The 19756-nt window shown below is 42.2% G+C and carries 19 protein-coding genes, 1 tRNA gene, 3 rRNA genes, 1 other RNA gene and 1 other annotated feature; of the genes, 7 read left to right on the top strand and 17 right to left on the bottom strand.

Features of this window, described 5'->3' with window-relative positions; all coding sequences use genetic code 11:
- A 16S ribosomal RNA gene (locus F0342_RS24120) occupies positions 1-262 on the bottom strand; the annotation flags it as partial.
- Between the two features lie 560 nt (positions 263-822).
- Between F0342_RS24120 and F0342_RS24115 the strand changes: the two genes are divergently transcribed.
- The gene (locus tag F0342_RS24115; protein WP_149158255.1) at positions 823-1302 is read left to right on the top strand and encodes a PaaI family thioesterase; all 480 of its coding nucleotides are present in this window, start codon (positions 823-825) and stop codon (positions 1300-1302) included.
- A 298-nt stretch (positions 1303-1600) separates the two neighbouring features.
- On the opposite strand, the gene F0342_RS24110 is transcribed toward F0342_RS24115, so the two are convergent.
- From F0342_RS24110 to tadA, 7 genes are all read right to left on the bottom strand, one after another.
- Positions 1601-1864: a pro-sigmaK processing inhibitor BofA family protein gene (locus F0342_RS24110; RefSeq protein ID WP_044340676.1), complete on the bottom strand. Its 264-nt coding sequence runs from the start codon at positions 1862-1864 to the stop codon at positions 1601-1603.
- 62 nt (positions 1865-1926) lie between these two features.
- Positions 1927-2145 carry a YaaL family protein gene (locus F0342_RS24105; RefSeq protein WP_044340677.1) on the bottom strand — a complete coding sequence of 73 codons (219 nt, stop codon included), beginning with the start codon at positions 2143-2145 and terminating at the stop codon, positions 1927-1929.
- A 17-nt stretch (positions 2146-2162) separates the two neighbouring features.
- On the bottom strand, positions 2163-2759 hold the full coding sequence (recR, locus tag F0342_RS24100) for a recombination mediator RecR (RefSeq protein ID WP_044340678.1): 597 nt from the start codon (positions 2757-2759) through the stop codon (positions 2163-2165).
- An 11-nt stretch (positions 2760-2770) separates the two neighbouring features.
- Positions 2771-3094, bottom strand: a complete 324-nt coding sequence (locus F0342_RS24095) for a YbaB/EbfC family nucleoid-associated protein (protein ID WP_172655813.1) — start codon at positions 3092-3094, stop codon at positions 2771-2773.
- Positions 3095-3123: 29 nt separating this feature from the next.
- Entirely contained in the window at positions 3124-4812 is a 1689-nt protein-coding gene (gene dnaX / locus F0342_RS24090) for a DNA polymerase III subunit gamma/tau (RefSeq protein WP_149158254.1), read from the bottom strand.
- Positions 4813-4974: 162 nt separating this feature from the next.
- Positions 4975-5238, bottom strand: an RNA gene (gene ffs, locus F0342_RS24085) — signal recognition particle sRNA large type.
- 98 nt (positions 5239-5336) lie between these two features.
- Positions 5337-5831 carry a tRNA adenosine(34) deaminase TadA gene (gene tadA / locus F0342_RS24080; protein ID WP_149158253.1) on the bottom strand — a complete coding sequence of 165 codons (495 nt, stop codon included), beginning with the start codon at positions 5829-5831 and terminating at the stop codon, positions 5337-5339.
- 83 nt (positions 5832-5914) lie between these two features.
- On the opposite strand from tadA, the gene F0342_RS24075 reads away from it, so the two are divergent.
- The 5 genes from F0342_RS24075 (at position 5915) to F0342_RS24055 (ending at position 10000) form a co-directional block, all read left to right on the top strand.
- A complete protein-coding gene (locus F0342_RS24075; protein WP_149158252.1) occupies positions 5915-6454 on the top strand; it encodes a cysteine hydrolase family protein in 540 nt (179 codons plus the stop codon).
- 78 nt (positions 6455-6532) lie between these two features.
- Complete coding sequence (locus F0342_RS24070) at positions 6533-7819, top strand: glycoside hydrolase family 18 protein (RefSeq protein WP_149158251.1); 1287 nt, start codon at positions 6533-6535, stop codon at positions 7817-7819.
- A gap of 236 nt (positions 7820-8055) precedes the next feature.
- Entirely contained in the window at positions 8056-8712 is a 657-nt protein-coding gene (locus F0342_RS24065) for a deoxynucleoside kinase (protein ID WP_149158250.1), read from the top strand.
- The gene (locus F0342_RS24060; RefSeq protein ID WP_148996634.1) at positions 8696-9364 is read left to right on the top strand and encodes a deoxynucleoside kinase; all 669 of its coding nucleotides are present in this window, start codon (positions 8696-8698) and stop codon (positions 9362-9364) included. Before F0342_RS24065 ends, F0342_RS24060 begins: the two co-directional genes overlap by 17 nt.
- A gap of 276 nt (positions 9365-9640) precedes the next feature.
- Positions 9641-10000, top strand: a complete 360-nt coding sequence (locus F0342_RS24055; protein WP_149158249.1) for a hydrolase — start codon at positions 9641-9643, stop codon at positions 9998-10000.
- A 106-nt stretch (positions 10001-10106) separates the two neighbouring features.
- Here F0342_RS24055 and F0342_RS24050 read toward each other — a convergent pair.
- The 6 genes from F0342_RS24050 to guaB form a co-directional block, all read right to left on the bottom strand.
- Positions 10107-10199 (bottom strand) — tRNA-Ser (locus tag F0342_RS24050).
- A gap of 130 nt (positions 10200-10329) precedes the next feature.
- Positions 10330-11604, bottom strand: coding sequence for a serine--tRNA ligase (gene serS / locus F0342_RS24045; protein ID WP_149158248.1), 1275 nt, complete (start codon positions 11602-11604; stop codon positions 10330-10332).
- A gap of 48 nt (positions 11605-11652) precedes the next feature.
- Positions 11653-11861 (bottom strand) — a binding site (T-box leader).
- Between the two features lie 51 nt (positions 11862-11912).
- Positions 11913-12503, bottom strand: a complete 591-nt coding sequence (gene pdxT / locus F0342_RS24040; RefSeq protein WP_149158247.1) for a pyridoxal 5'-phosphate synthase glutaminase subunit PdxT — start codon at positions 12501-12503, stop codon at positions 11913-11915.
- An 11-nt stretch (positions 12504-12514) separates the two neighbouring features.
- Positions 12515-13396, bottom strand: coding sequence for a pyridoxal 5'-phosphate synthase lyase subunit PdxS (gene pdxS, locus F0342_RS24035; protein WP_149158246.1), 882 nt, complete (start codon positions 13394-13396; stop codon positions 12515-12517).
- Positions 13397-13824: 428 nt separating this feature from the next.
- The gene (locus F0342_RS24030) at positions 13825-15177 is read right to left on the bottom strand and encodes a D-alanyl-D-alanine carboxypeptidase family protein (protein ID WP_149158245.1); all 1353 of its coding nucleotides are present in this window, start codon (positions 15175-15177) and stop codon (positions 13825-13827) included.
- A gap of 196 nt (positions 15178-15373) precedes the next feature.
- Positions 15374-16837: an IMP dehydrogenase gene (gene guaB / locus F0342_RS24025; RefSeq protein ID WP_149158244.1), complete on the bottom strand. Its 1464-nt coding sequence runs from the start codon at positions 16835-16837 to the stop codon at positions 15374-15376.
- A 112-nt stretch (positions 16838-16949) separates the two neighbouring features.
- Between guaB and F0342_RS24020 the strand changes: the two genes are divergently transcribed.
- Positions 16950-17885, top strand: coding sequence for a YaaC family protein (locus F0342_RS24020; RefSeq protein ID WP_149158243.1), 936 nt, complete (start codon positions 16950-16952; stop codon positions 17883-17885).
- A 39-nt stretch (positions 17886-17924) separates the two neighbouring features.
- Here the strand turns inward: F0342_RS24020 and F0342_RS24015 are convergent, their stop codons facing one another.
- From F0342_RS24015 to F0342_RS24005, 3 genes are all read right to left on the bottom strand, one after another.
- Entirely contained in the window at positions 17925-18410 is a 486-nt protein-coding gene (locus F0342_RS24015; protein ID WP_149158242.1) for a glutathione peroxidase, read from the bottom strand.
- Positions 18411-19140: 730 nt separating this feature from the next.
- Positions 19141-19257 (bottom strand): 5S ribosomal RNA (rrf, locus tag F0342_RS24010).
- A 101-nt stretch (positions 19258-19358) separates the two neighbouring features.
- Positions 19359-19756, bottom strand: a 23S ribosomal RNA gene (locus tag F0342_RS24005); the annotation flags it as partial.

Here is a 19756-nt window from a genome sequence, read left to right as displayed (position 1 = left end):
CCAACTAGCTAATGCGCCGCGGGTCCATCTGTAAGTGATAGCTAAAAGCCACCTTTCAACATTTCCTCATGCGAGGAAATGAGTTATCCGGTATTAGCCCCGGTTTCCCGGAGTTATCCCAGTCTTACAGGCAGGTTACCCACGTGTTACTCACCCGTCCGCCGCTGACTGATGGGAGCAAGCTCCCATCAGTCCGCTCGACTTGCATGTATTAGGCACGCCGCCAGCGTTCGTCCTGAGCCAGGATCAAACTCTCCGATAAAAGTTTGAATAGCTCTTAAAAAATAAATCTAGAATTAACGTTGACGTATTGTCTTGTTTTGTTCAGTTTTCAAGGTTCAATATAACGTTAGGCTCTCTTGAGCACCTCTTAAATATAACATTTTTCGTCATAAAGCGTCAAGCTTTTTTTGAAATTTGTTTTTCGCGTCGTTTTGGCGACAAGGAATATAATATCACCTTCTACTATTAAGAGTCAATACTATTTTTCATCTTTTACAATTTAATTTCAGAAGGATTTTCTGCTTCATCCATTTTTCTGTTTTTGAAAGGTGTTTACTATAATACACATAGAATAGAAAGTAACATTACCTTTCGCATACTTATGAACAGGTAATGTCTACACAGATGTTACTCCGACAATTGTAAATTGTATATAGTTGAACGCTCTTTTAGGATAAATGCCGTCAATGAAAGCCAGATTCCATAAGTTTAACTTAATATTTGTGAAAATATAGTACATAAATCAAACCAATAAAGGAATTTCAGAACGTTAATAGAAGTGTACTAGAGAAAGAGTTTGTGATGAAGGGAGAATATTAAATGAACAAAGTCACTCGCGCCATTCAGGATGATTACCCAGATGATTTTGCGTGGTGTTATGGCTGCGGCCGACTCAATAAGGATGGGCATCATTTTCGTACCGGAGTGGAAGGCGGGCACATGGTCACGATTTACACACCTAAACCGGAACACACTGCTTTGCCAGGCTTCGTGTATGGCGGGTTGATTGCTTCCTTAATCGATTGCCACGGCACTGGTTCAGCTGCAATTGCTCTTCATAGAAAGAACGGTGGAGTAATTGGTGGTGGTCAAGAGCCTCCACGTTTTGTCACTGCTTCCTTACAAGTGGACTTTATGAAACCCACACCTCACCACGTTCCGTTAAAAGCGGTGGGCACAGTTCATGAAGTTCATCCTAAGAAATTCAGAGTGGAAACAGAAGTGTTTGCAGAAGGAAAACTGTGTGCACGGGGTGAAGTAATAGCGGTGGTAATGCCAAAAACGTTTATAAGTGAATAGTAGAAAATCAGCAAGTGACCTTCCTCCCTTCATCCCGGAAGGAAGGTCACTATGATGATACAAAATTAAACTGGTTTATTTCCCACCTCGCCAAATAACTCATATGTTCTCATTAACCTCGAAGCCGCCTCTTCCAACAACGCATTTCCGTTTGTCATGGAACTTTTAAAAGAACCGTGTGCAATGACGATTCCATTGTTCTTCCCCTGTTCTCTTTCTATGTAAAAAAGCAGCCAAGATCCAAGTAAGAAAAAAACCCACCTGATGCTTCGACTGCCTTTTTCTTGCTATAGTATGGTTATAGGATCCACATCTGGATGACGGTCAAACCCACCACTCCCGGAATACCTAATATTCCAGAAATAGATGAGGTTGCCAGATTAATAGGAACGTGGATTCCGTACTGACTGCCAAAGGCGTTCAGGAAAAATAAAAAGAGTGCTCCGATCATGACCTTCATGGCAACTTGTCCCACAAACCGAAGTGGCTTTATGGGTGTGCCGGTGGCCAATAGAAGTACAATCAGTCCGCTGATCACAGCAATGACGATAACTGGGCTCATATCCTTCTCTCCTCTCAACATAGAACATAAATAGTCTCTTATTGAAAGGATATGAGGGTTGTCTACCTTTTTATGACGATCTTTCTATGTTTTGCTTCTCTAAAGAGAAAAAAATATTTAGCTTCTGCTATTTTCGAGTGACAGTGGATGTTCAGATTATAATCCACACTCATCTCATCGATGGAACGTTGCTGATTCCAATGATCCTTGGTTTCGTCTAAAACGTGAAGTAAGGATTGGTCATACTCTTTTTTCAGCTTTCCTTTTTTCCGGAAAAACATAGGTATCCTCTCCTTCGTTAAACGTCTCTTCTTCCCTCAAGGGCTTTCGATAACGTTACTTCATCTGCATACTCAAGATCTCCACCGACAGGAAGCCCGTGAGCAATCCTTGTGATTCGGATCCCTGATGGTTTGACTAGCCGTGAGATGTACATCGCTGTCGCTTCCCCTTCTATGTTCGGGTTGGTCGCGAGGATGACTTCCTGGACCTCGTCACCGTGAAGACGCTTTATTAGATCCGGAACATTGATGTCCTCGGGTCCAATCCCGTCCATAGGAGAGATGGCACCGTGGAGCACATGGTATTGTCCGTTATATTCTTTCATCTTCTCCATGGCAATGACATCTTTGGGGTCTTGAACTACACAGATGATGCTGCGGTCCCGTCTTTGATCCTCACAAATATAGCATGGATCCTGATCTGTAATATGGCCGCAGACAGAACAGTAACTTAAATTACGTTTTGCATTGACCAATGCTTTCGCAAAATCCAATACAGTATCTTCTTTCATACTAAGAACAAAAAAAGCCAGTCGGGCCGCAGTTTTCGGCCCTATCCCCGGCAGTTTCATAAAGCTGTCGATCAGCTTCGATATAGGCTCAGGATAATGCATCGTATTGCCTCCTAGAACATTCCCGGTAGGTTCATTCCTTTAGTGAATTGACCCATAGTTGAGTTCGTTAATTCGTCTGCTTTCTTCAGTGCATCGTTTGTCGCTGCAAGGACTAAATCTTGTAGCATTTCTACATCATCCGGATCAACAGCTTCTTCGTTGATCTTTACATCAATAACTTGTTTGTGACCGGAAACGATAACAGTCACCATTCCGCCGCCAGCTGTTCCTTCGATTTGCTTTTCTCCTAATTCTTCTTGAGCTTCCGCCATTTTCTTTTGCATCTTTTGCATTTGCTTCATCATATTTTGCATATTACCATTTCCGCGCATCATATTATTACCTCCAGTTAATTTTTTCTAGATTAATCGTTTAATTCTATTAAATCCATACCGACAAGCTTTTCAGCTTCCTTCAAGAGTGAGTCTTCACCTTGATCCTCGCCTGATGCTTCTCCATCTTCTGTTTTCGAGTTTCGGATAAAGTCTTCTCTTATGGACACCCACTGATCTTCAGGAATTCCAATCGCTGCATAGCTGTTTCCTGTAAGCTCTTCCAGTATGGAAGCAATCGCTGAAGTGAAAGCTTGATTCTCCATTGCCATCTGACAATGAATATCGTATTTAAATTTTAACACAAATGAGCCGTTTGTAGCTGCTACAGGTTCAGCATCATTTAACAATGCTGATTGCGAGCGCATTTGACGCTGGTTCAATGTTTCGACCATATCTCCCCAGCGGCTCTTGATCAGATTAAGATCTTCTTTCGTCGCCGTCCGGAGTACTTCCTGAATTTTCCCGGTAGGAGCCCGGAAGCCTTTCTTTGCCCTGATCGGTTTTTTCGCCGGTTGTGAAGCCGGCTCTGCTTGAACCTTGACTCCATTCGCCTTCAGCTGTTCGATCTCTTTTTCAAGAAATTTGATCTTTTTCATCATCTCGCTCACTTCCGGAGAAGAAGCAGATGCAGGTGCTTCCATTTGACAAAGCTTCACAATGGAAACCTCCAGGTAAATCCGGGCATGATTCGTGAACTTCATTTCCTGACCGGCCTGATTCAAGACGTCGATATATTGGTAAATCTGCTGAGGCTGAGTTTGACCCGCCAGTTCTTTAAAATCATCGTCGAGCATGACGCGTTCCAGTGATTCTTCAAGATTTGGAGCCGTCTGGTATAACAGCATATCCCTGAAATAAAGAATAAAGTCCTCTGCGAACCTCGCCGGGTCCTTCCCTTGGAATAGCAATTCTTCCAGGGCACCTAATCCACTTGTGACATCTCTTTCCAAAATTGCTTTCGCCAGTGTATTTAAATATCCTTGAGAAACAGCCCCTGTTACAGTCAAAGCATCGTCTACGGTTACCCGGTCCTGACTAAAAGAGATGGCTTGATCAAGAAGGCTAAGGGCATCACGCATCCCGCCTTCAGCAGCCCGTGCAATTATCGTAAGGGCATTTTCTTCAAAGTTCACACCTGATTCTGTGGCAATATGACTCATCCGTCCCACAATATCCCTGGCTGTAATCCGTTTGAAGTCAAAGCGCTGACAGCGTGAGATGATCGTAAGGGGAATCTTGTGAGGCTCTGTAGTCGCAAGGATAAAGATGACGTGCTTAGGTGGTTCCTCTAACGTTTTCAGTAAAGCATTAAAGGCTCCGATAGACAGCATATGAACTTCATCTATGATGTAGACTTTATACTCGACTACGTTTGGAGAATATTTGACTTTATCCCGGATGTCCCGGATCTCTTCCACTCCGTTATTGGAAGCAGCATCGATTTCGATGACATCGGGAATCGAACCATCAGTAATCCCTATGCATGCATCACACTCATTACAGGGTTCCGCTATCGGAGACCGCTCACAGTTAACCGCTTTCGCCAAGATCTTCGCTGCGCTCGTTTTCCCTGTTCCCCTTGGTCCCGAGAATAAATAGGCATGTGAAATCTTCTGATGAAGGAGGGCATTTTGCAACGTTTTCGTTACATGCTGCTGTCCAACTACATCAATAAATGACTGAGGACGCCACACACGATATAAAGCTTGATATGCCAAAATACTCCCCCCTCTTGTTTATGTACTATAGTGTCTATTATAACGTAATCTAAATCCCTTTTACAAAGAAAACCGGAGATCAATTTAGGTTAAACCTCAAACCTTTATATAAACAAAAAACTCACCCAATGAAGGATGAGTTGTTGTATTTAAATTAAACTGCCGTGCACCTTTCGTCGACAAGCATCCATAGGCGTTACTCAAGCAGTTAGCTCGGCCCAGGCAACCCTGCGGCACATGGGAGCTTCCACTTAATGCTGCTTCCTTCCGGACCTGACATGGTTCATGGATTCCCATTGCGCAGGACCCAGGCGTCAACACCACTTACTTGAGGCAGCCCTACAGAGTGCCAGCCTCGGAAAGGAATTCGGTCTCGCTAGAGCGGATTGCGAGTACAGGGCACCGCTACCTCCCCACCTAGCACGGCAAAATTGATACCATATTTAGTTGCGTCATAAGTGCGACGCAAGATTAAGTATACTAGGATTTACGGTAAAAAGCAATGATGGAATACTGTAAGTTATTTACAGACCGAAAGTCCTGTTTTTCTTCTCGAACTTCTTCCGCTCTCGCAAGTCTTTAAAAAAACGGGAAAGAATTCCACCACACTCTTCTGAAAGTACTCCAGGCACTACTTCACATTGGTGATTAAATCGATCATCTTCCAGTAGATTCATTAACGTTCCCGCACAACCCGCTTTAGGATCCTTTGCTCCATATATAACTTTCTCTATTCTCGAAAGGATAATCGCTCCACTGCACATCGGACATGGTTCAAGTGTGACATAAAGCTCCGCCCCCTCAAGCCGCCATGTGCCAAGTTTCTCACATGCCTCTTGAATGGCTAATGTCTCGGCATGGGTGATGGCATTTTGACTCATTTCTCTCAGATTATGAGCACGGGCAATGATTTCATCCCCTACTACAATGACCGCTCCGATCGGAACTTCTTGAATCGCTGCCGCTTTTTTTGCTTCCTTTAATGCTTCCATCATAAATCGTTCTTCTCTTATACCCATTATGTACTCCCACAAATTTATTTCTCTTTTCTTTATAAAATATCCCCATTGACTCCAAACTATAAGAGAAAGGGGCATACAATATGATACCTAACGAAACAGCTCTTCTTATTATTGACATTATGAATCCGTTCGACTTTGAGCATGGAAATACATTAGCTCGCCATACCCGCCAAATTGTTGAACCTATAAACACATTACGTCACTATTGTACCAAACATCAGCATCCTGTCATTTATATTAATGACCATTATGAGTTATGGAAAGCAGATTACAAAGAGATTTACCAGAAATGTCATAATGATGTGAGTGATAGTATCATGACTCCGCTCCAACCGACGGATAAAGATTTTTTTCTTATTAAACCAAAGCATTCCGCTTTTTACGGCACCGCGTTAAATACACTCTTACACCATTTGTCTGTTAAAAATCTTATCATCACGGGTATCGCCGGCAACATCTGTGTACTTTTTACAGCAAACGATGCTTATATGAGAGAGTTTAACCTTATTGTGCCCAATAACGCCATTGCATCTGTCAGTGACGAAGATAATCACTATGCGTTGACGATGATGAAAAATGTATTAAAAGCGAAGATAGAATCCACTGGTGAGATAGTATAAAATTTGTTCTGCAAAACATATCGAGGCCTTCCATTTCATAAGTTGATTATAGTGAATGAAATATAGGAGGGTCTGTGTATGCAAATTCATGTGGTCCAACCGAACCAATCGTTATTTGGTATCGCACAAGCGTATGGATCAACAGTTAAGGATATAGTAGATGCCAATGAACTGCCAAACCCTGATAACCTGGTGGTTGGCCAATCATTGGTCATCCCTATTATAGGAAGCTTTTATTTTGTTCAACCTGGAGATAGCCTTTGGGCGATTAGTCAGAAAACAGGAGTCCCCTATCAGGAATTAGCAAGGGTGAACGGAATATCTCCCAATCAGCCTTTACAGGTGGGGGTTCGTTTATACGTTCCACAGAAGCCAAAAGGAAATGCGGAGTTTAACGCATATGTAGAGCCTTACGGAAATGAAGTCGCCCAAAACCTTGAAGATAGTGCCAAGGAAGCAGCACCTTATCTTACCTATCTGGCTCCATTCAGCTTTCAAGCAAAACGTGATGGCACCCTGCAAGAACCACCTCTCGGGAATCTGATTCAAACTGGGAAAGACAATAATAATGTCATGATGATGGCCATCACCAATCAAGAGGAAGGAACATTCAGCGATGAACTAGGACGAATCCTGCTGACCGACCAGGCGATCCAGGATAAATTCCTCAATAACGTTGTCCAAACAGCGAAAAAATACGGGTTCAGAGACATTCACTTCGACTTTGAATATTTACGTCCACAGGACAAAGAAGCCTACAACCAGTTTTTACGAAAAGCAAAACAGCGTTTTAATCAAGAAGGATGGCTACTTTCAACCGCCCTTGCTCCTAAGACAAGTGCCGACCAAAAAGGCAAATGGTATGAGGCCCATGATTATAAGGCTCACGGAGAAATTGTCGACTTTGTCGTGATCATGACCTATGAGTGGGGATATAGTGGAGGTCCCGCCATGGCCGTTTCCCCTATCGGACCTGTTCGTGAAGTCCTTGAATACGCCATTTCAGAAATGCCTCCATCCAAGATTCTCATGGGGCAAAATTTATATGGATATGACTGGACGCTCCCATTTGTCCAAGGGAGTACAGCAAAAGCCATCAGTCCTCAACAGGCAATCAAGATAGCCGCAGATAACAACGTACCGATTCAGTATGATCAAAAAGCACAGGCCCCATTTTTCAAATACCGTGATGCTAGTACAGGTAAGGATCATGAAGTGTGGTTCGAAGACGCCCGAAGCATCCAGGCAAAATTCGACCTAATGAAAGAGCTGAAACTAAGAGGGATGAGCTACTGGAAACTGGGTCTTCCCTTCCCGCAAAATTGGCTGTTACTTTCTGACAATTTCACTGTCGTAAAAAGATAATAAATAGAAGCTGATGGATAGGTAAATCGATAAACACCTATCCATCAGCTTTTTATTTGCTTCCCCTTAAGAGTCGATCGTTTAAAGTCGATATAGTGAACGTAGCGTATTTTCTGAACCTGGGAAATAACCTGAACAACCATCCATATATTGTGTTACAATAATTCCTGTCGTAATTTTTAAGTTTTACATTTTTATAAGAGAAAAAGATTGCCGTAATATGAGGAGGACAATTAATGGGGCGCATTCCTTTCATTACCGTTGAAGGCCCGATTGGAATAGGAAAAACCTCTCTGGCAAAAGCGATTTCAGAGCATTTCCATTTTCACTTACTGAAAGAAATCGTGGATGAAAACCCGTTCTTAGACAAATTTTATGATGACATTGAAGAGTGGAGCTTTCAAACAGAGATGTTTTTCTTATGCAATCGTTATAAACAGCTAGAGGATATTGAAAAGCACTATCTATCTCAAAATAAATCTGTTGTAGCAGATTATCATATTCTTAAAAACATCATCTTCGCTAAACGTACATTGAAAGATGAACAACAGTTCAAAAAGTATCTTAATATCTATGACATCCTCACTTCGGACATGCCGAGGCCTAATGTCGTGATTTACTTGAACGCAAGCCTCGATACGCTATTAAAGCGCATTGAAAAAAGAGGAAGAGACTTCGAAAAGAAAATCAGCCCTCTTTACCTTAAGCAGCTATCACTTGACTATGAAGAATATATGAACACATTTGAAAAAGCTCACCCTGACATCCCTGTTCTTCGCTACAATGGCGACCACGTAGACTTCGTTCAAAATAAAGAAGACCTGAAATACATTCTTACACAGTTAGAGACTACACTTAAAAAAGGAGTTCACCATCATGAATCTTCGCACTAAATACGGGATCCCGAACAATGCCGTGATCACCATTGCCGGAACAGTCGGTGTCGGGAAATCCACTATGACAAACGGCTTAGCCACGGCACTCGGCTTCCGAACGTCATTTGAAAAAGTTGATACCAATCCGTATCTCGATAAATTTTATCAGGACTTTAAGAGCTGGAGCTTCCATCTTCAAGTATACTTCTTGGCGGAACGCTTCAAAGAACAAAAGAAAATCTTTGAATACGGCGGCGGCTTCATTCAAGACCGTTCTATCTATGAAGATACAGGCATCTTCGCCCGCATGCATTATGAGAAAGGGAATATGAGCGAAATCGATTATGAAACGTATACAAGTCTTTTCGATGCTATGGTTATGACACCATACTTTCCACACCCTGATCTTCTGATTTACCTTGAAGGATCCATTGATAATGTCGTTGATCGCATCCGTGAGCGCGGCCGCCCAATGGAACAACAAACACCTGTTGCCTACTGGGAAGAAATGCACGAGCGTTATGAAAACTGGATCAACTCCTTTAACGCTTGTCCCGTACTGAGACTCGATATCAGTGAATACGATTTGGTGAACGATCAAAACTCAATCGAACCAATCGTTGAAAGAATCGGGTATTTCATTGAACAGACGAGAATGTTGAAAAGCTAAACGAAAAGCGGAGGCGCTTTGGTCAGGCCCGACAAGCATAAGACGAGCCATCCAAAAAGGCAGCTTTTTGCCTTTTGGATGGCTTGTCTTATGACCTCGAGGGACTAGGCGCCGGAGCTGGATCAGAATAATAGATGAAAAAGACTACTCTGTGCTTTGCGGCAGGAGTAGTCTTTTTTTATATATAAAGGTTGTCGGAAAACATATATCCGTTTATTTCCAACCTAAAAGAGGTATATGTACAAACAAACAGAAATATAAGGAGTTGGATTAAACATGGAATCGAAACAAACGTATTTTGTAGATATAAGTAGCGGGGACATTCTGCAAGACCCTAATCAAAATGCCAGTCCAAGCTTTCGCATATTTGCTACTCCAACAGAAGTAAACGAACTGAAAATGTTGTTCAATGATAACTACGATGATGACATGTCGACTATGAGACGGGCTCAGGTTCCTTTCCGTCAATATCACAATTCACCGGAAGACGATCAATATGATCAATCCATGAGGAATATCTATTCGAAGATTTATTTACTCGGAGATGAAGAAGCACGCCTTCATATCACTAAGATAGGTGTACTGGAACATACATCAGACGACCATTTAAGAGAAGACATAAAAAACCTTAAGTAAATTGGACTGAGTCGATCGGTATATCCATAAAATAAAAAAATTCGTTACATAAAATGTAACGAATTCTATCTCCAATGTTTATGCGCTATGGTTATAAAAAAATCAATGGAGGAGGAAGGGGGATTCGAACCCCCGCGGGCTGTTACACCCCTGTCGGTTTTCAAGACCGATCCCTTCAGCCGGACTTGGGTATTCCTCCGTATCGACAAGAATTATAATAACATGGTGTATAAATGGAGTCAAGCATATTTCTAAAAAAAATAAAAGGTGCCACTCGATAAATTCGTGAGGCACCTTTTATTGTCGGCCAACGGAATCGTTTGCTGATATTATTTAATGACTTCCGCTCCACCCATATACGGACGAAGAGCTTCCGGAACGATGACAGATCCATCTTCTTGCTGGTAATTTTCCAAGATGGCGGCAACAGTACGTCCGATTGCTAAACCAGATCCATTCAGCGTATGCACATGTTCAGGTTTTCCTTTAGCTTCCCTTCTGAAACGAATGTTCGCACGTCTTGCCTGGAAGCCTTCAAAGTTACTGCAAGAAGAAATCTCACGGTATGTTCCGTAGCTTGGAATCCAGACTTCGATGTCATATTTCTTGGCAGCGGTGAAGCCTAAATCCGCTGTACACATAGATAACACACGGTATGGTAAGCCCAGTAACTGAAGAACTTTCTCAGCATGGCCAGTCAGTTTCTCAAGCTCATCATAAGAATCTTCAGGTTTCACAAAGCGAACAAGCTCTACTTTGTTAAATTGATGCTGACGGATCAGACCACGTGTATCACGGCCGGCAGATCCAGCTTCAGAACGGAAGTTAGCACTGTACGCCACATAACTTACAGGTAATTCTTCACCCTTCATGATCTCATCACGGTGATAGTTTGTTACAGGTACCTCTGCTGTAGGAACCAGGAAATAATCCTCGCTTTCGATTCTGAACGCATCTTCCTCAAACTTAGGAAGTTGACCTGTTCCCGTCATACTCGCTCTATTCACCAGGAATGGAGGGATCATTTCTGTATACCCATGCTCATCCATGTGCAGATCCATCATGAAGTTAATCAGGGCTCTTTCTAGTCTTGCTCCTAACCCTTTATAGAAAACAAAACGGCTTCCGGTTACTTTGCCGGCACGTTCGAAATCCAGGATCCCAAGGCCTGTTGCAATGTCCCAGTGAGGCTGAGCCTCGAAATCAAACTCACGAATCTCCCCCCATTTGCGGGCTTCTATATTATCATCCTCCGTTTCACCAACCGGTACCGTTTCATGTGGAATGTTAGGAATGGAAAGCAGGATGCGCTCTAACTCCTCTTCAATCCCTCGTAATTCATCATCTAGTTTTTTCACCATGGCCCCAACTTCACGCATTTCAACGATCAGGTCCTGTGCATCCTTTTTCTCTTTCTTCAGCTCTGCTATCTGCTGGGATACGTCATTACGCTTGCTCTTTAATTCTTCACTTTCCACAAGCAGCTCTCTTCTTCTCTTATCGAGCTCTTCAAATTTGCCGAAATCCTCCAGATTCTCACCACGGTGCTGTAGACGTGCCTTCACATCTTCCAGATTATTACGTAAATACTTAATGTCTAACATGAGATTCTCTCCTTTTTTATAAAAAAATAAAAAACCCCCATCCCTGGTAAAAGGGACGGAGGTTTCCGCGTTGCCACCCTAATTGAAGACGCAAAGCATCTTCCTCTTAAGAGATGGTAACGGAATCACCGAAAATACCTACTTCATTCAGCACTTCACTCAAGGATGGATTCATAAAGCTCTTGCGTCGATTCTCACCGGCCATCGACTCTCTTAAGCAAGCCTTCTTTACTACTATTTCCTGTCAACGATTTTGTTTTATTAGTTATTTCATAATCTACTACAATGTTTTCCATTTTGCAATAGAATTATGCGATTGTTTTTTCCATGCTTTCTTTCACCATCTCAACGAAGAATGAAGTCAAGCGGTGATCATCCGTTAACTCAGGATGGAAAGAGCAACCGAGGAATTGTCCGTGGCGTGCAAGAACAATCCGTTCATTATGCTTAGCCAGGATTTCAACATCTTCTCCAGCTTCCACGATATGGGGAGCACGGATGAAGACGGCATTGAACCCTTCTCCAATATGAGCAATCGAAAGATCCGCTTCAAAACTTTCTTTCTGACGCCCAAAGGAATTACGTTCCACTGTTACGTCCATCACACCAAGATGAGGTTCGTCGTATCCGACAATGTGCTTCGCTAAGAGAATCAATCCTGCACACGTTCCAAAGATCGGCTTCCCGGCTGCCGCGAATTGTCTTAACGGCTCCATAAAGCCATATCGATCGATCAGCCTTCTCATGGTGGTACTTTCCCCACCTGGCATGATCAGGCCTTGAATCTCTTCCAGCTGCTCCACACGCTTAATGACGATGGCCTTGGCACCAGAGGCTTCGATTGAACGCACATGCTCCCTGACGGCACCTTGAAGTCCTAATACACCGATGTTCAACATAGAATCACACCTTACCATCCACGATCTTGCATACGGTTTTCAGGTAAGATAGAAGAAATTTCTACTCCCTTCATTGCTACACCAAGCTCTTTAGATAGCTCTGCGATCAACTTGTAATCCTGATAGTGAGTTGTCGCTTCTACGATCGCTCTTGCAAATTTCTCAGGGTTTTCTGATTTGAAGATACCAGAACCTACGAATACTCCGTCAGCCCCTAATTCCATCATAAGAGCCGCATCAGCTGGTGTTGCAATTCCGCCTGCAGCAAAGTTTACAACAGGTAAACGTCCGTTTTCTTTAATTTCCAACAACAATTCATATGGAGCTCCCAATAGTTTAGCTTCTGTCATGATTTCATCTTCGTTCATGCTTACAAGCTTGCGAACCTGGGCATTTACCTTACGCATATGACGAACCGCTTCAACGATGTTACCTGTTCCCGGCTCACCTTTTGTACGTAACATGGATGCACCTTCACCAATACGGCGGGCAGCTTCACCTAAATCACGGCAACCACATACGAATGGTACAGTGAAATCTCTTTTATTTAAATGGTACTCTTCATCAGCAGGCGTTAATACTTCACTCTCATCAAGGTAATCAACACCCATTGATTCAAGGACTCTTGCCTCTACTATATGACCGATACGAGCTTTTGCCATGACAGGAATCGACACAGCCCCCATAACTTCTTCAATAATACGGGGATCTGCCATTCTTGCTACCCCACCTGCAGCACGGATGTCTGCTGGAACTCGTTCTAAAGCCATTACTGCCACTGCACCCGCAGCTTCAGCAACTTTTGCCTGCTCTGCATTGACAACGTCCATGATAACGCCGCCTTTTTGCATTTCAGCCATACCTCTTTTAACACGATCTGTACCAGTATTCATATCTATATCCCCCTTATATTTATCCCATGCCCGTCCCATTTCCATCCAAAAAAGGAAGAAAACGCGACTAAAACAATCGGAATGATTATGTAACCCTACTGCTAAATAAACAATAAAAAAAGACTTATGTCAAGAGACGAAAAGCGGAAGGCCTTTGCCCAGAGGCGACAAGCATAAGACGAACATGCCGGAAAGGCGTTCTTTGCCTTTTTGGCATGTTTGGCTTATGGCCTCGAGCCTCTAAGCCCTGGAGCTGGACACCTCGAAAAGCGGAAGCGGCTTGGTTGGGCACGACATGTATTTCTTGGGAATTTCTCAAGGTGCTCCTAGTATGCTACCTCTTTTTCTCCCTGCCTATAAAAAAACACCAAGACTTGTCCCAAAATTAAAGTCTTGGTGCTGATTTAATCATTTAACCTACGGGCTTATTAGAACCAGCCTTTAACCGTTGATGTAACCGAGTTCCAGATGTCCCCGAAGAAACCTCCTACAGCTCTCATAGAAAGCACAAACCAGTTTGCTTTTTCAACACCATCCACAGCTACAACAGATGCTTTAGAGGCATTTGTCCCTTTGTCTGTAAGGTAACCTAAATCTTTCTTATCCTTTGATTCCAATGTGACGTACCCAACTTTTTCTCCTTTTTTAACAGGTGCTGTCAGTTCATCATCGTTCAGCTTTTTCTTATCTAACACAAATTTCGGTTTGTATTGATCTTTTTCACCGTTCTTAATCACCATGCTTAACGCGGCATCGGTTTTGATTTGAACTTCTTTTTCCTTACCTTTTTCAACTGGAAGTGTCTTTTGACCTTTTACTTGATAGTCAGCAGGGAGTACTTCCTCTATTGTAAAATTGTTGAATGCATAATCCATCATTTTTCTTGTTTCACTAAAGCGGGCATCGTAGGAGTTTTCACCAACTGGTACATCAACGTCCATTACCACGGTAATGAATCTCATTCCGTCTCTTTCTGCTGTGCCAGTGAAGTTAGCTCCTGCAAAATCTGTAGTACCGGTTTTTAAACCGTCCATTCCTTCGTACTCACGGATCAATCCAGGTAACATCCAGTTCCAGTTATCCATTTGAGTTGCATCTTCTGTTCCTTCAGCAAATACCTTTTTCGCAATACTGGAAGTCTCGAGTACTTCAGGATAATCATGAAGCAAACGGTACGCCAGTGTGGCAACGTCCTTTGCAGACATGACGTTTTCTTCTTCTGGACCCCCAACAACACTATCTACATATGGTTGCAGGTCTCGATTATTTAAACCTGTAGAATTAACAAATTTATATTTTTCCAAGCCTAGTTCTTTAGCTTTTGCATTCATCATTTTAACGAAATTTGCTTCTGAACCGGCAATCGTTTCTGAAATGGCAATTGTCGCTGCATTAGCAGAATAAATCGCCATTGCTTCATACAATTCTTTGATCGTGTAAGTACCTTCTTCTCGAAGGTCAACATTACTCAGTTCACCATTATGAGACATTTGAGAAAGATTAGTAGGTACCGTATACTTCTGGTCCCATTTCACTTTACCTTCTTCAACTGCTTCCAATAACAGGTACTCTGTCATCATTTTCGTCATACTTGCAATGCCTTGAGCATTTTCTGAGTTCTTTTCATAAAGAATTTTACCCGTGCTTGCTTCTACTAGAATCGCAGCTTTTGCGTTAACGTCCAAGTCTCCCTGAGCATTTGCAGGTCTCCCTACGATACCCATTGCCATCATAAAAACCATCATACAAACAAAAGATTTTTGAATCCAACTTCTTTTCACTGTTAGCCCTCCAAGATTTTATGTACACCTTCGTTATTTTATCATAGTTCGAAAGGTAAGAATAGACAGAGAATATGACTAGTTTTGGCATGGGTCAAGGGACTTGCGACCTCCGATAAAAGGCGGTAAATATGACTTAAATTTAAATAAAAAAATGCTGATCAGTAGTATCTGATCAGCATTTGGAATTATTTTCTTATAATGAATAGTTTGGTGCTTCTTTCGTGATTTGCACATCATGAGGATGACTTTCACGAAGTCCGGCACCCGTCATTTTAATAAACTGAGCCTGCTCTCTTAATGCGTATAGATCCTTCGTTCCGCAGTATCCCATGCCCGAACGTAAGCCTCCGATTAGCTGATACAATGTATCGGCTAAAGGACCTTTGTAAGGAATACGGCCTTCGATTCCTTCTGGAACAAACTTTTTATTTTCTTCCTGGAAATAGCGGTCCTTCGATCCTTTTTCCATGGAGCTGACGGATCCCATTCCTCTATATACTTTGAAGCGGCGTCCCTGGAAGATTTCCGTTTCTCCAGGGCTTTCAGATGTACCGGCAAGTAAACTTCCTAACATAACAGCATGTCCACCAGCTGCTAATGCTTTTACGATATCACCTGAATACTTGATGCCGCCATCAGCAATGATGCTCTTTCCGTGCTTTCTTGCTTCTGTCGCACAATCATACACAGCGGTAATTTGTGGAACGCCGACACCTGCAACGACACGAGTCGTACAGATTGAACCAGGTCCAATCCCCACTTTAACTACATCAGCACCAGCTTCAATCAATTCTCTTGTCGCATCTGCCGTTGCCACATTTCCTGCTACGATATTTAACGTTGGATAAGCTTCACGGATTTCACGAACAATAGAAAGAACTCCAGCTGAATGGCCGTGAGCTGTATCAATTACAATCACATCCACCTGTGATTTCACTAAATGTTCAACACGAGTCAATGTATCTTTCGAGATACCAACAGCTGCTCCAACCAATAAGCGTCCTTGATCGTCTTTGGCAGAGTTAGGAAACTCAATGACTTTTTCGATATCTTTAATCGTAATAAGTCCCTTAAGCGTTCCTTCTTGATCAATTAAAGGAAGCTTCTCAATTTTGTACTGCTGAAGAATTTTTTCCGCTTCTTCTAGGGTAGTGCCAACAGGAGCTGTCACGAGGTTTTCCTTTGTCATGACATCCGAGATCTGAATGGAGTAGTCCTGGATGAAACGAAGGTCACGGTTCGTTAAAATCCCTACCAGCTTTTGCTCTTGTTCGTTGTTCACAATCGGAACACCGGAAATTCTATATTTGCCCATCAAGTGTTCTGCAGAAAAGACTTGATGATCCGGAGTTAAAAAGAATGGATCAGAGATAACTCCACTTTCGGAACGTTTTACTTTATCAACCTGCTCAGCCTGCTGTTCGATACTCATATTCTTGTGGATGATACCCAGCCCACCTTGTCGAGCCATTGAAATTGCCATTTCAGCTTCTGTTACAGTATCCATTCCTGCACTAATCACAGGAACATTCAATTTAATTGAATCTGTTAATTCAACAGAGATATTTACATCCTTTGGTAATACCTCTGATTTGGCTGGTAATAATAGTACATCATCAAACGTTAAACCTTCTTTAGCAAATTTAGAATCCCACATGTTTTCGGCCTCCCTAGTCCCAAAATATTATTAGTAGGTTATCAATTGGTTAAAATACTGTCAAGAAGAATAGGATTAATTTAATTTTTCAGAATAATTAGAAGGTGATCATTTGAGCGAAATACATCAACAATGGGACTTCATCCACTATTTTCAGTCTGCAGAATACTCCCAGAAGTTTCTAAAAAAATGCTATGAAAAATTGGGATCTTCTCAGGCAGAAATGAAAAGCTATGATAACTGTTATCCATTCATGTACTACTTGGAGCAAGGAGAACTTTATTACAGACAAGCCATGCAATCTCCTATATCACTCAAGCCCATTTTGCTTTTCTATGGATTTATTCACTTTACCAAAGCCATTGTGTTAACGGTGGACCCCCTATATCCAGAAACAACCACGGTCCTGGCCCATGGGATTACCTCCAGGAAAAGAAAAAAGCAGCAGTACCGCTTTTTACAAGATGAAGTAAAGGTACAGAAAAATGGTCTGTTTTCACATTTCTCCAACCTCGTGTTTCACGTGAAACATATCGTGGGGGAAAAATACAAGATGGAAGATCTACTCATACAAATACCTGAGCTTGAAGATGCATTTCAAATTTTACTCAATAAGAAAACCATGTTCTGGTTTAACCATCAACATGAGCTGATCATTGATGAGTCAATCCTTTCCCATTTTCATATGTCAGAAAGTTTGTTCAAACAATATCTGAATGAAAAGGTAACAGAGAATTTCATTTGGATTTCGGACAATACGTTACAATCACTACATGTTCGGGAGCAACTTCCCGTTAGATGGCACTTGGACAAAAACAGATTAGCCCTTCCCGGCATTCGGAATGAAGCCACCACAATACCTGAGGTACTCATCCATTATGCAATATTATATAACCTGAGCATGATTGCCCGGTACGAAACTGAATGGTGGGTGGAACTATTAAAAAACCGAACCAATGAAGACTATCCCATCATCCATACGTTCATCAATGTAACAACAGCAAAAGCACCGTATCTTTTACTAAAATTACTTCAGGATAAAATGTAGGAGAAAGAGGAAGGATGACGGACTCCCCCTCATCCCTCCCTATTCTGCTTGAAGTAACCTTTTAATATCGTCCTCAATTTTTAGGGGGGTTGTTTGCGGAGAATAACGATCAAATACCTCTCCATTTTTCCCAACTAAAAATTTAGTGAAGTTCCACTTAATATTCGAAAGAAGGACACCCTTTTTCTCTTTCGTTAAAAACGTGAACAGTGGATGAGCTTCCTTTCCCTTCACATCGACTTTCGCAAACATCGGAAAAGATACCCCATAGTTCACCTGACAAAACTCCATGATTTCATTCTGATCATCAAATTCCTGGTTCATGAACTGATCACATGGAAATCCTAGTACAACAAGCCCTTCATCCTTATACTCTTCATACAGGCCCTGCAGCTCCTCAAATTGAGGTGTAAAGCCACACTTACTGGCTGTGTTCACGATAAGCATCACTTTCCCCTGGTACCCTTCTAGAGACGTTACAGATCCATTCGCTCTTTTTACGGTGAAATCATATATTGTCGTCATGTTCTTCTCTCCTTGTATATACTTTTATTTAAATAATACTTTAGAGAGTCGGTGGATAGCAATTTTGAGCATGTGATGATGGTGGTAGTTTGCAGGCGTGTTTGTGGAAGGAACTGAGATGAGATGAGATGAGTTGAGGAGTGGTGTTTGTGGTTGCTTGAGGTGCAGTGGGTGAATAGGATGAGTTGTTGGACGTCGGATATCATATAGACATATATAATTGATTAGTTGATAGAAAATAGGATTTAGATACAAATAGTTCAGGATGATTTTGAGTAACATTACATTTGCTGGCCATCAGGGAAGATTTCGAGGATTTTGTGTCCCTCAGAATGAAGATTTATATGTAATAAGCACTAATAAATGTTCCTATCTCTCTCAAAAATTTTCTTTATGCTAACGAAGACTATTATAGGGAAGTAGATATCAATATTTTCATAGATATAGAGGCGGTCAAGCTTGAAGATGTATGCTAATTGCGTCGTTTTTATCTTTATTGCTTCATTTTGACCCGTTATTGCGTCGATTTTTCATTTTATGCGTCATTTTTAACTGTTTATGCTTCTATTACCAATTATCACCTAAATTCACATAACGATTTCCAATTGACTCAGATTAACTTTTCACCAAGATAATGATTTTATGATTGAAATGAATTCCTCTTCCACAATTCTTCTCAAAAATAAAACCACAAAAAAAGCAGCCCCTAAGAGCTACTCTTTTCACATTTGCCTGGCGACGTCCTACTCTCACAGGGGGAGATCCCCCAACTACCATCGGCGCTGAAGAGCTTAACTTCCGTGTTCGGCATGGGAACGGGTGTGACCTCTTCGCCATTGTCACCAGACGAATATTAAATTGAAGGTTGTTCCTTCAAAACTAGATAAAGAATTGATGTCAAGAAAGCCGAATACCGACCCATTGTTGTTCATTTAAAAATGACTCTTTGTGGTTAAGTCCTCGATCGATTAGTATCAGTCAACTCCACATGTCGCCATGCTTCCATCTCTGACCTATCTACCTAGTCATCTTCTAGGGATCTTACTCACATACGTGATGGGAAATCTCATCTCGAGGGGGGCTTCATGCTTAGATGCTTTCAGCACTTATCCCTTCCGCACATAGCTACCCAGCGATGCCTTTGGCAAGACAACTGGTACACCAGCGGTGCGTCCATCCCGGTCCTCTCGTACTAAGGACAGCTCCTCTCAAATTTCCTGCGCCCACGACGGATAGGGACCGAACTGTCTCACGACGTTCTGAACCCAGCTCGCGTACCGCTTTAATGGGCGAACAGCCCAACCCTTGGGACCGACTACAGCCCCAGGATGCGATGAGCCGACATC

Origin of the sequence: Bacillus sp. CH30_1T (assembly GCF_008364765.1) — a bacterium.
GTDB lineage: Bacteria > Bacillota > Bacilli > Bacillales > Bacillaceae_B > Rossellomorea.
The sequence above is the reverse complement of the archived record's forward strand: the minus strand, read 5'-3'. Positions and strand labels throughout refer to the sequence as shown.

Coding starts and splice junctions, on each gene's coding strand:
- F0342_RS24060 (WP_148996634.1), top strand. CDS start 8,696: ATGAATCTTCGCACTAAATACGGGATCCCGAACAATGCCGTGATCACC.
- F0342_RS24110 (WP_044340676.1), bottom strand. CDS start 1,864: ATGAGCCCAGTTATCGTCATTGCTGTGATCAGCGGACTGATTGTACTT.
- F0342_RS24115 (WP_149158255.1), top strand. CDS start 823: ATGAACAAAGTCACTCGCGCCATTCAGGATGATTACCCAGATGATTTT.
- F0342_RS24095 (WP_172655813.1), bottom strand. CDS start 3,094: ATGATGCGCGGAAATGGTAATATGCAAAATATGATGAAGCAAATGCAA.
- tadA (WP_149158253.1), bottom strand. CDS start 5,831: ATGGGTATAAGAGAAGAACGATTTATGATGGAAGCATTAAAGGAAGCA.
- serS (WP_149158248.1), bottom strand. CDS start 11,604: ATGTTAGACATTAAGTATTTACGTAATAATCTGGAAGATGTGAAGGCA.
- recR (WP_044340678.1), bottom strand. CDS start 2,759: ATGCATTATCCTGAGCCTATATCGAAGCTGATCGACAGCTTTATGAAA.
- F0342_RS24055 (WP_149158249.1), top strand. CDS start 9,641: ATGGAATCGAAACAAACGTATTTTGTAGATATAAGTAGCGGGGACATT.
- F0342_RS24065 (WP_149158250.1), top strand. CDS start 8,056: ATGGGGCGCATTCCTTTCATTACCGTTGAAGGCCCGATTGGAATAGGA.
- F0342_RS24015 (WP_149158242.1), bottom strand. CDS start 18,410: ATGACGACAATATATGATTTCACCGTAAAAAGAGCGAATGGATCTGTA.
- pdxT (WP_149158247.1), bottom strand. CDS start 12,503: ATGTTGAACATCGGTGTATTAGGACTTCAAGGTGCCGTCAGGGAGCAT.
- F0342_RS24075 (WP_149158252.1), top strand. CDS start 5,915: ATGATACCTAACGAAACAGCTCTTCTTATTATTGACATTATGAATCCG.
- pdxS (WP_149158246.1), bottom strand. CDS start 13,396: ATGAATACTGGTACAGATCGTGTTAAAAGAGGTATGGCTGAAATGCAA.
- guaB (WP_149158244.1), bottom strand. CDS start 16,837: ATGTGGGATTCTAAATTTGCTAAAGAAGGTTTAACGTTTGATGATGTA.
- F0342_RS24070 (WP_149158251.1), top strand. CDS start 6,533: ATGCAAATTCATGTGGTCCAACCGAACCAATCGTTATTTGGTATCGCA.
- F0342_RS24105 (WP_044340677.1), bottom strand. CDS start 2,145: ATGTTTTTCCGGAAAAAAGGAAAGCTGAAAAAAGAGTATGACCAATCC.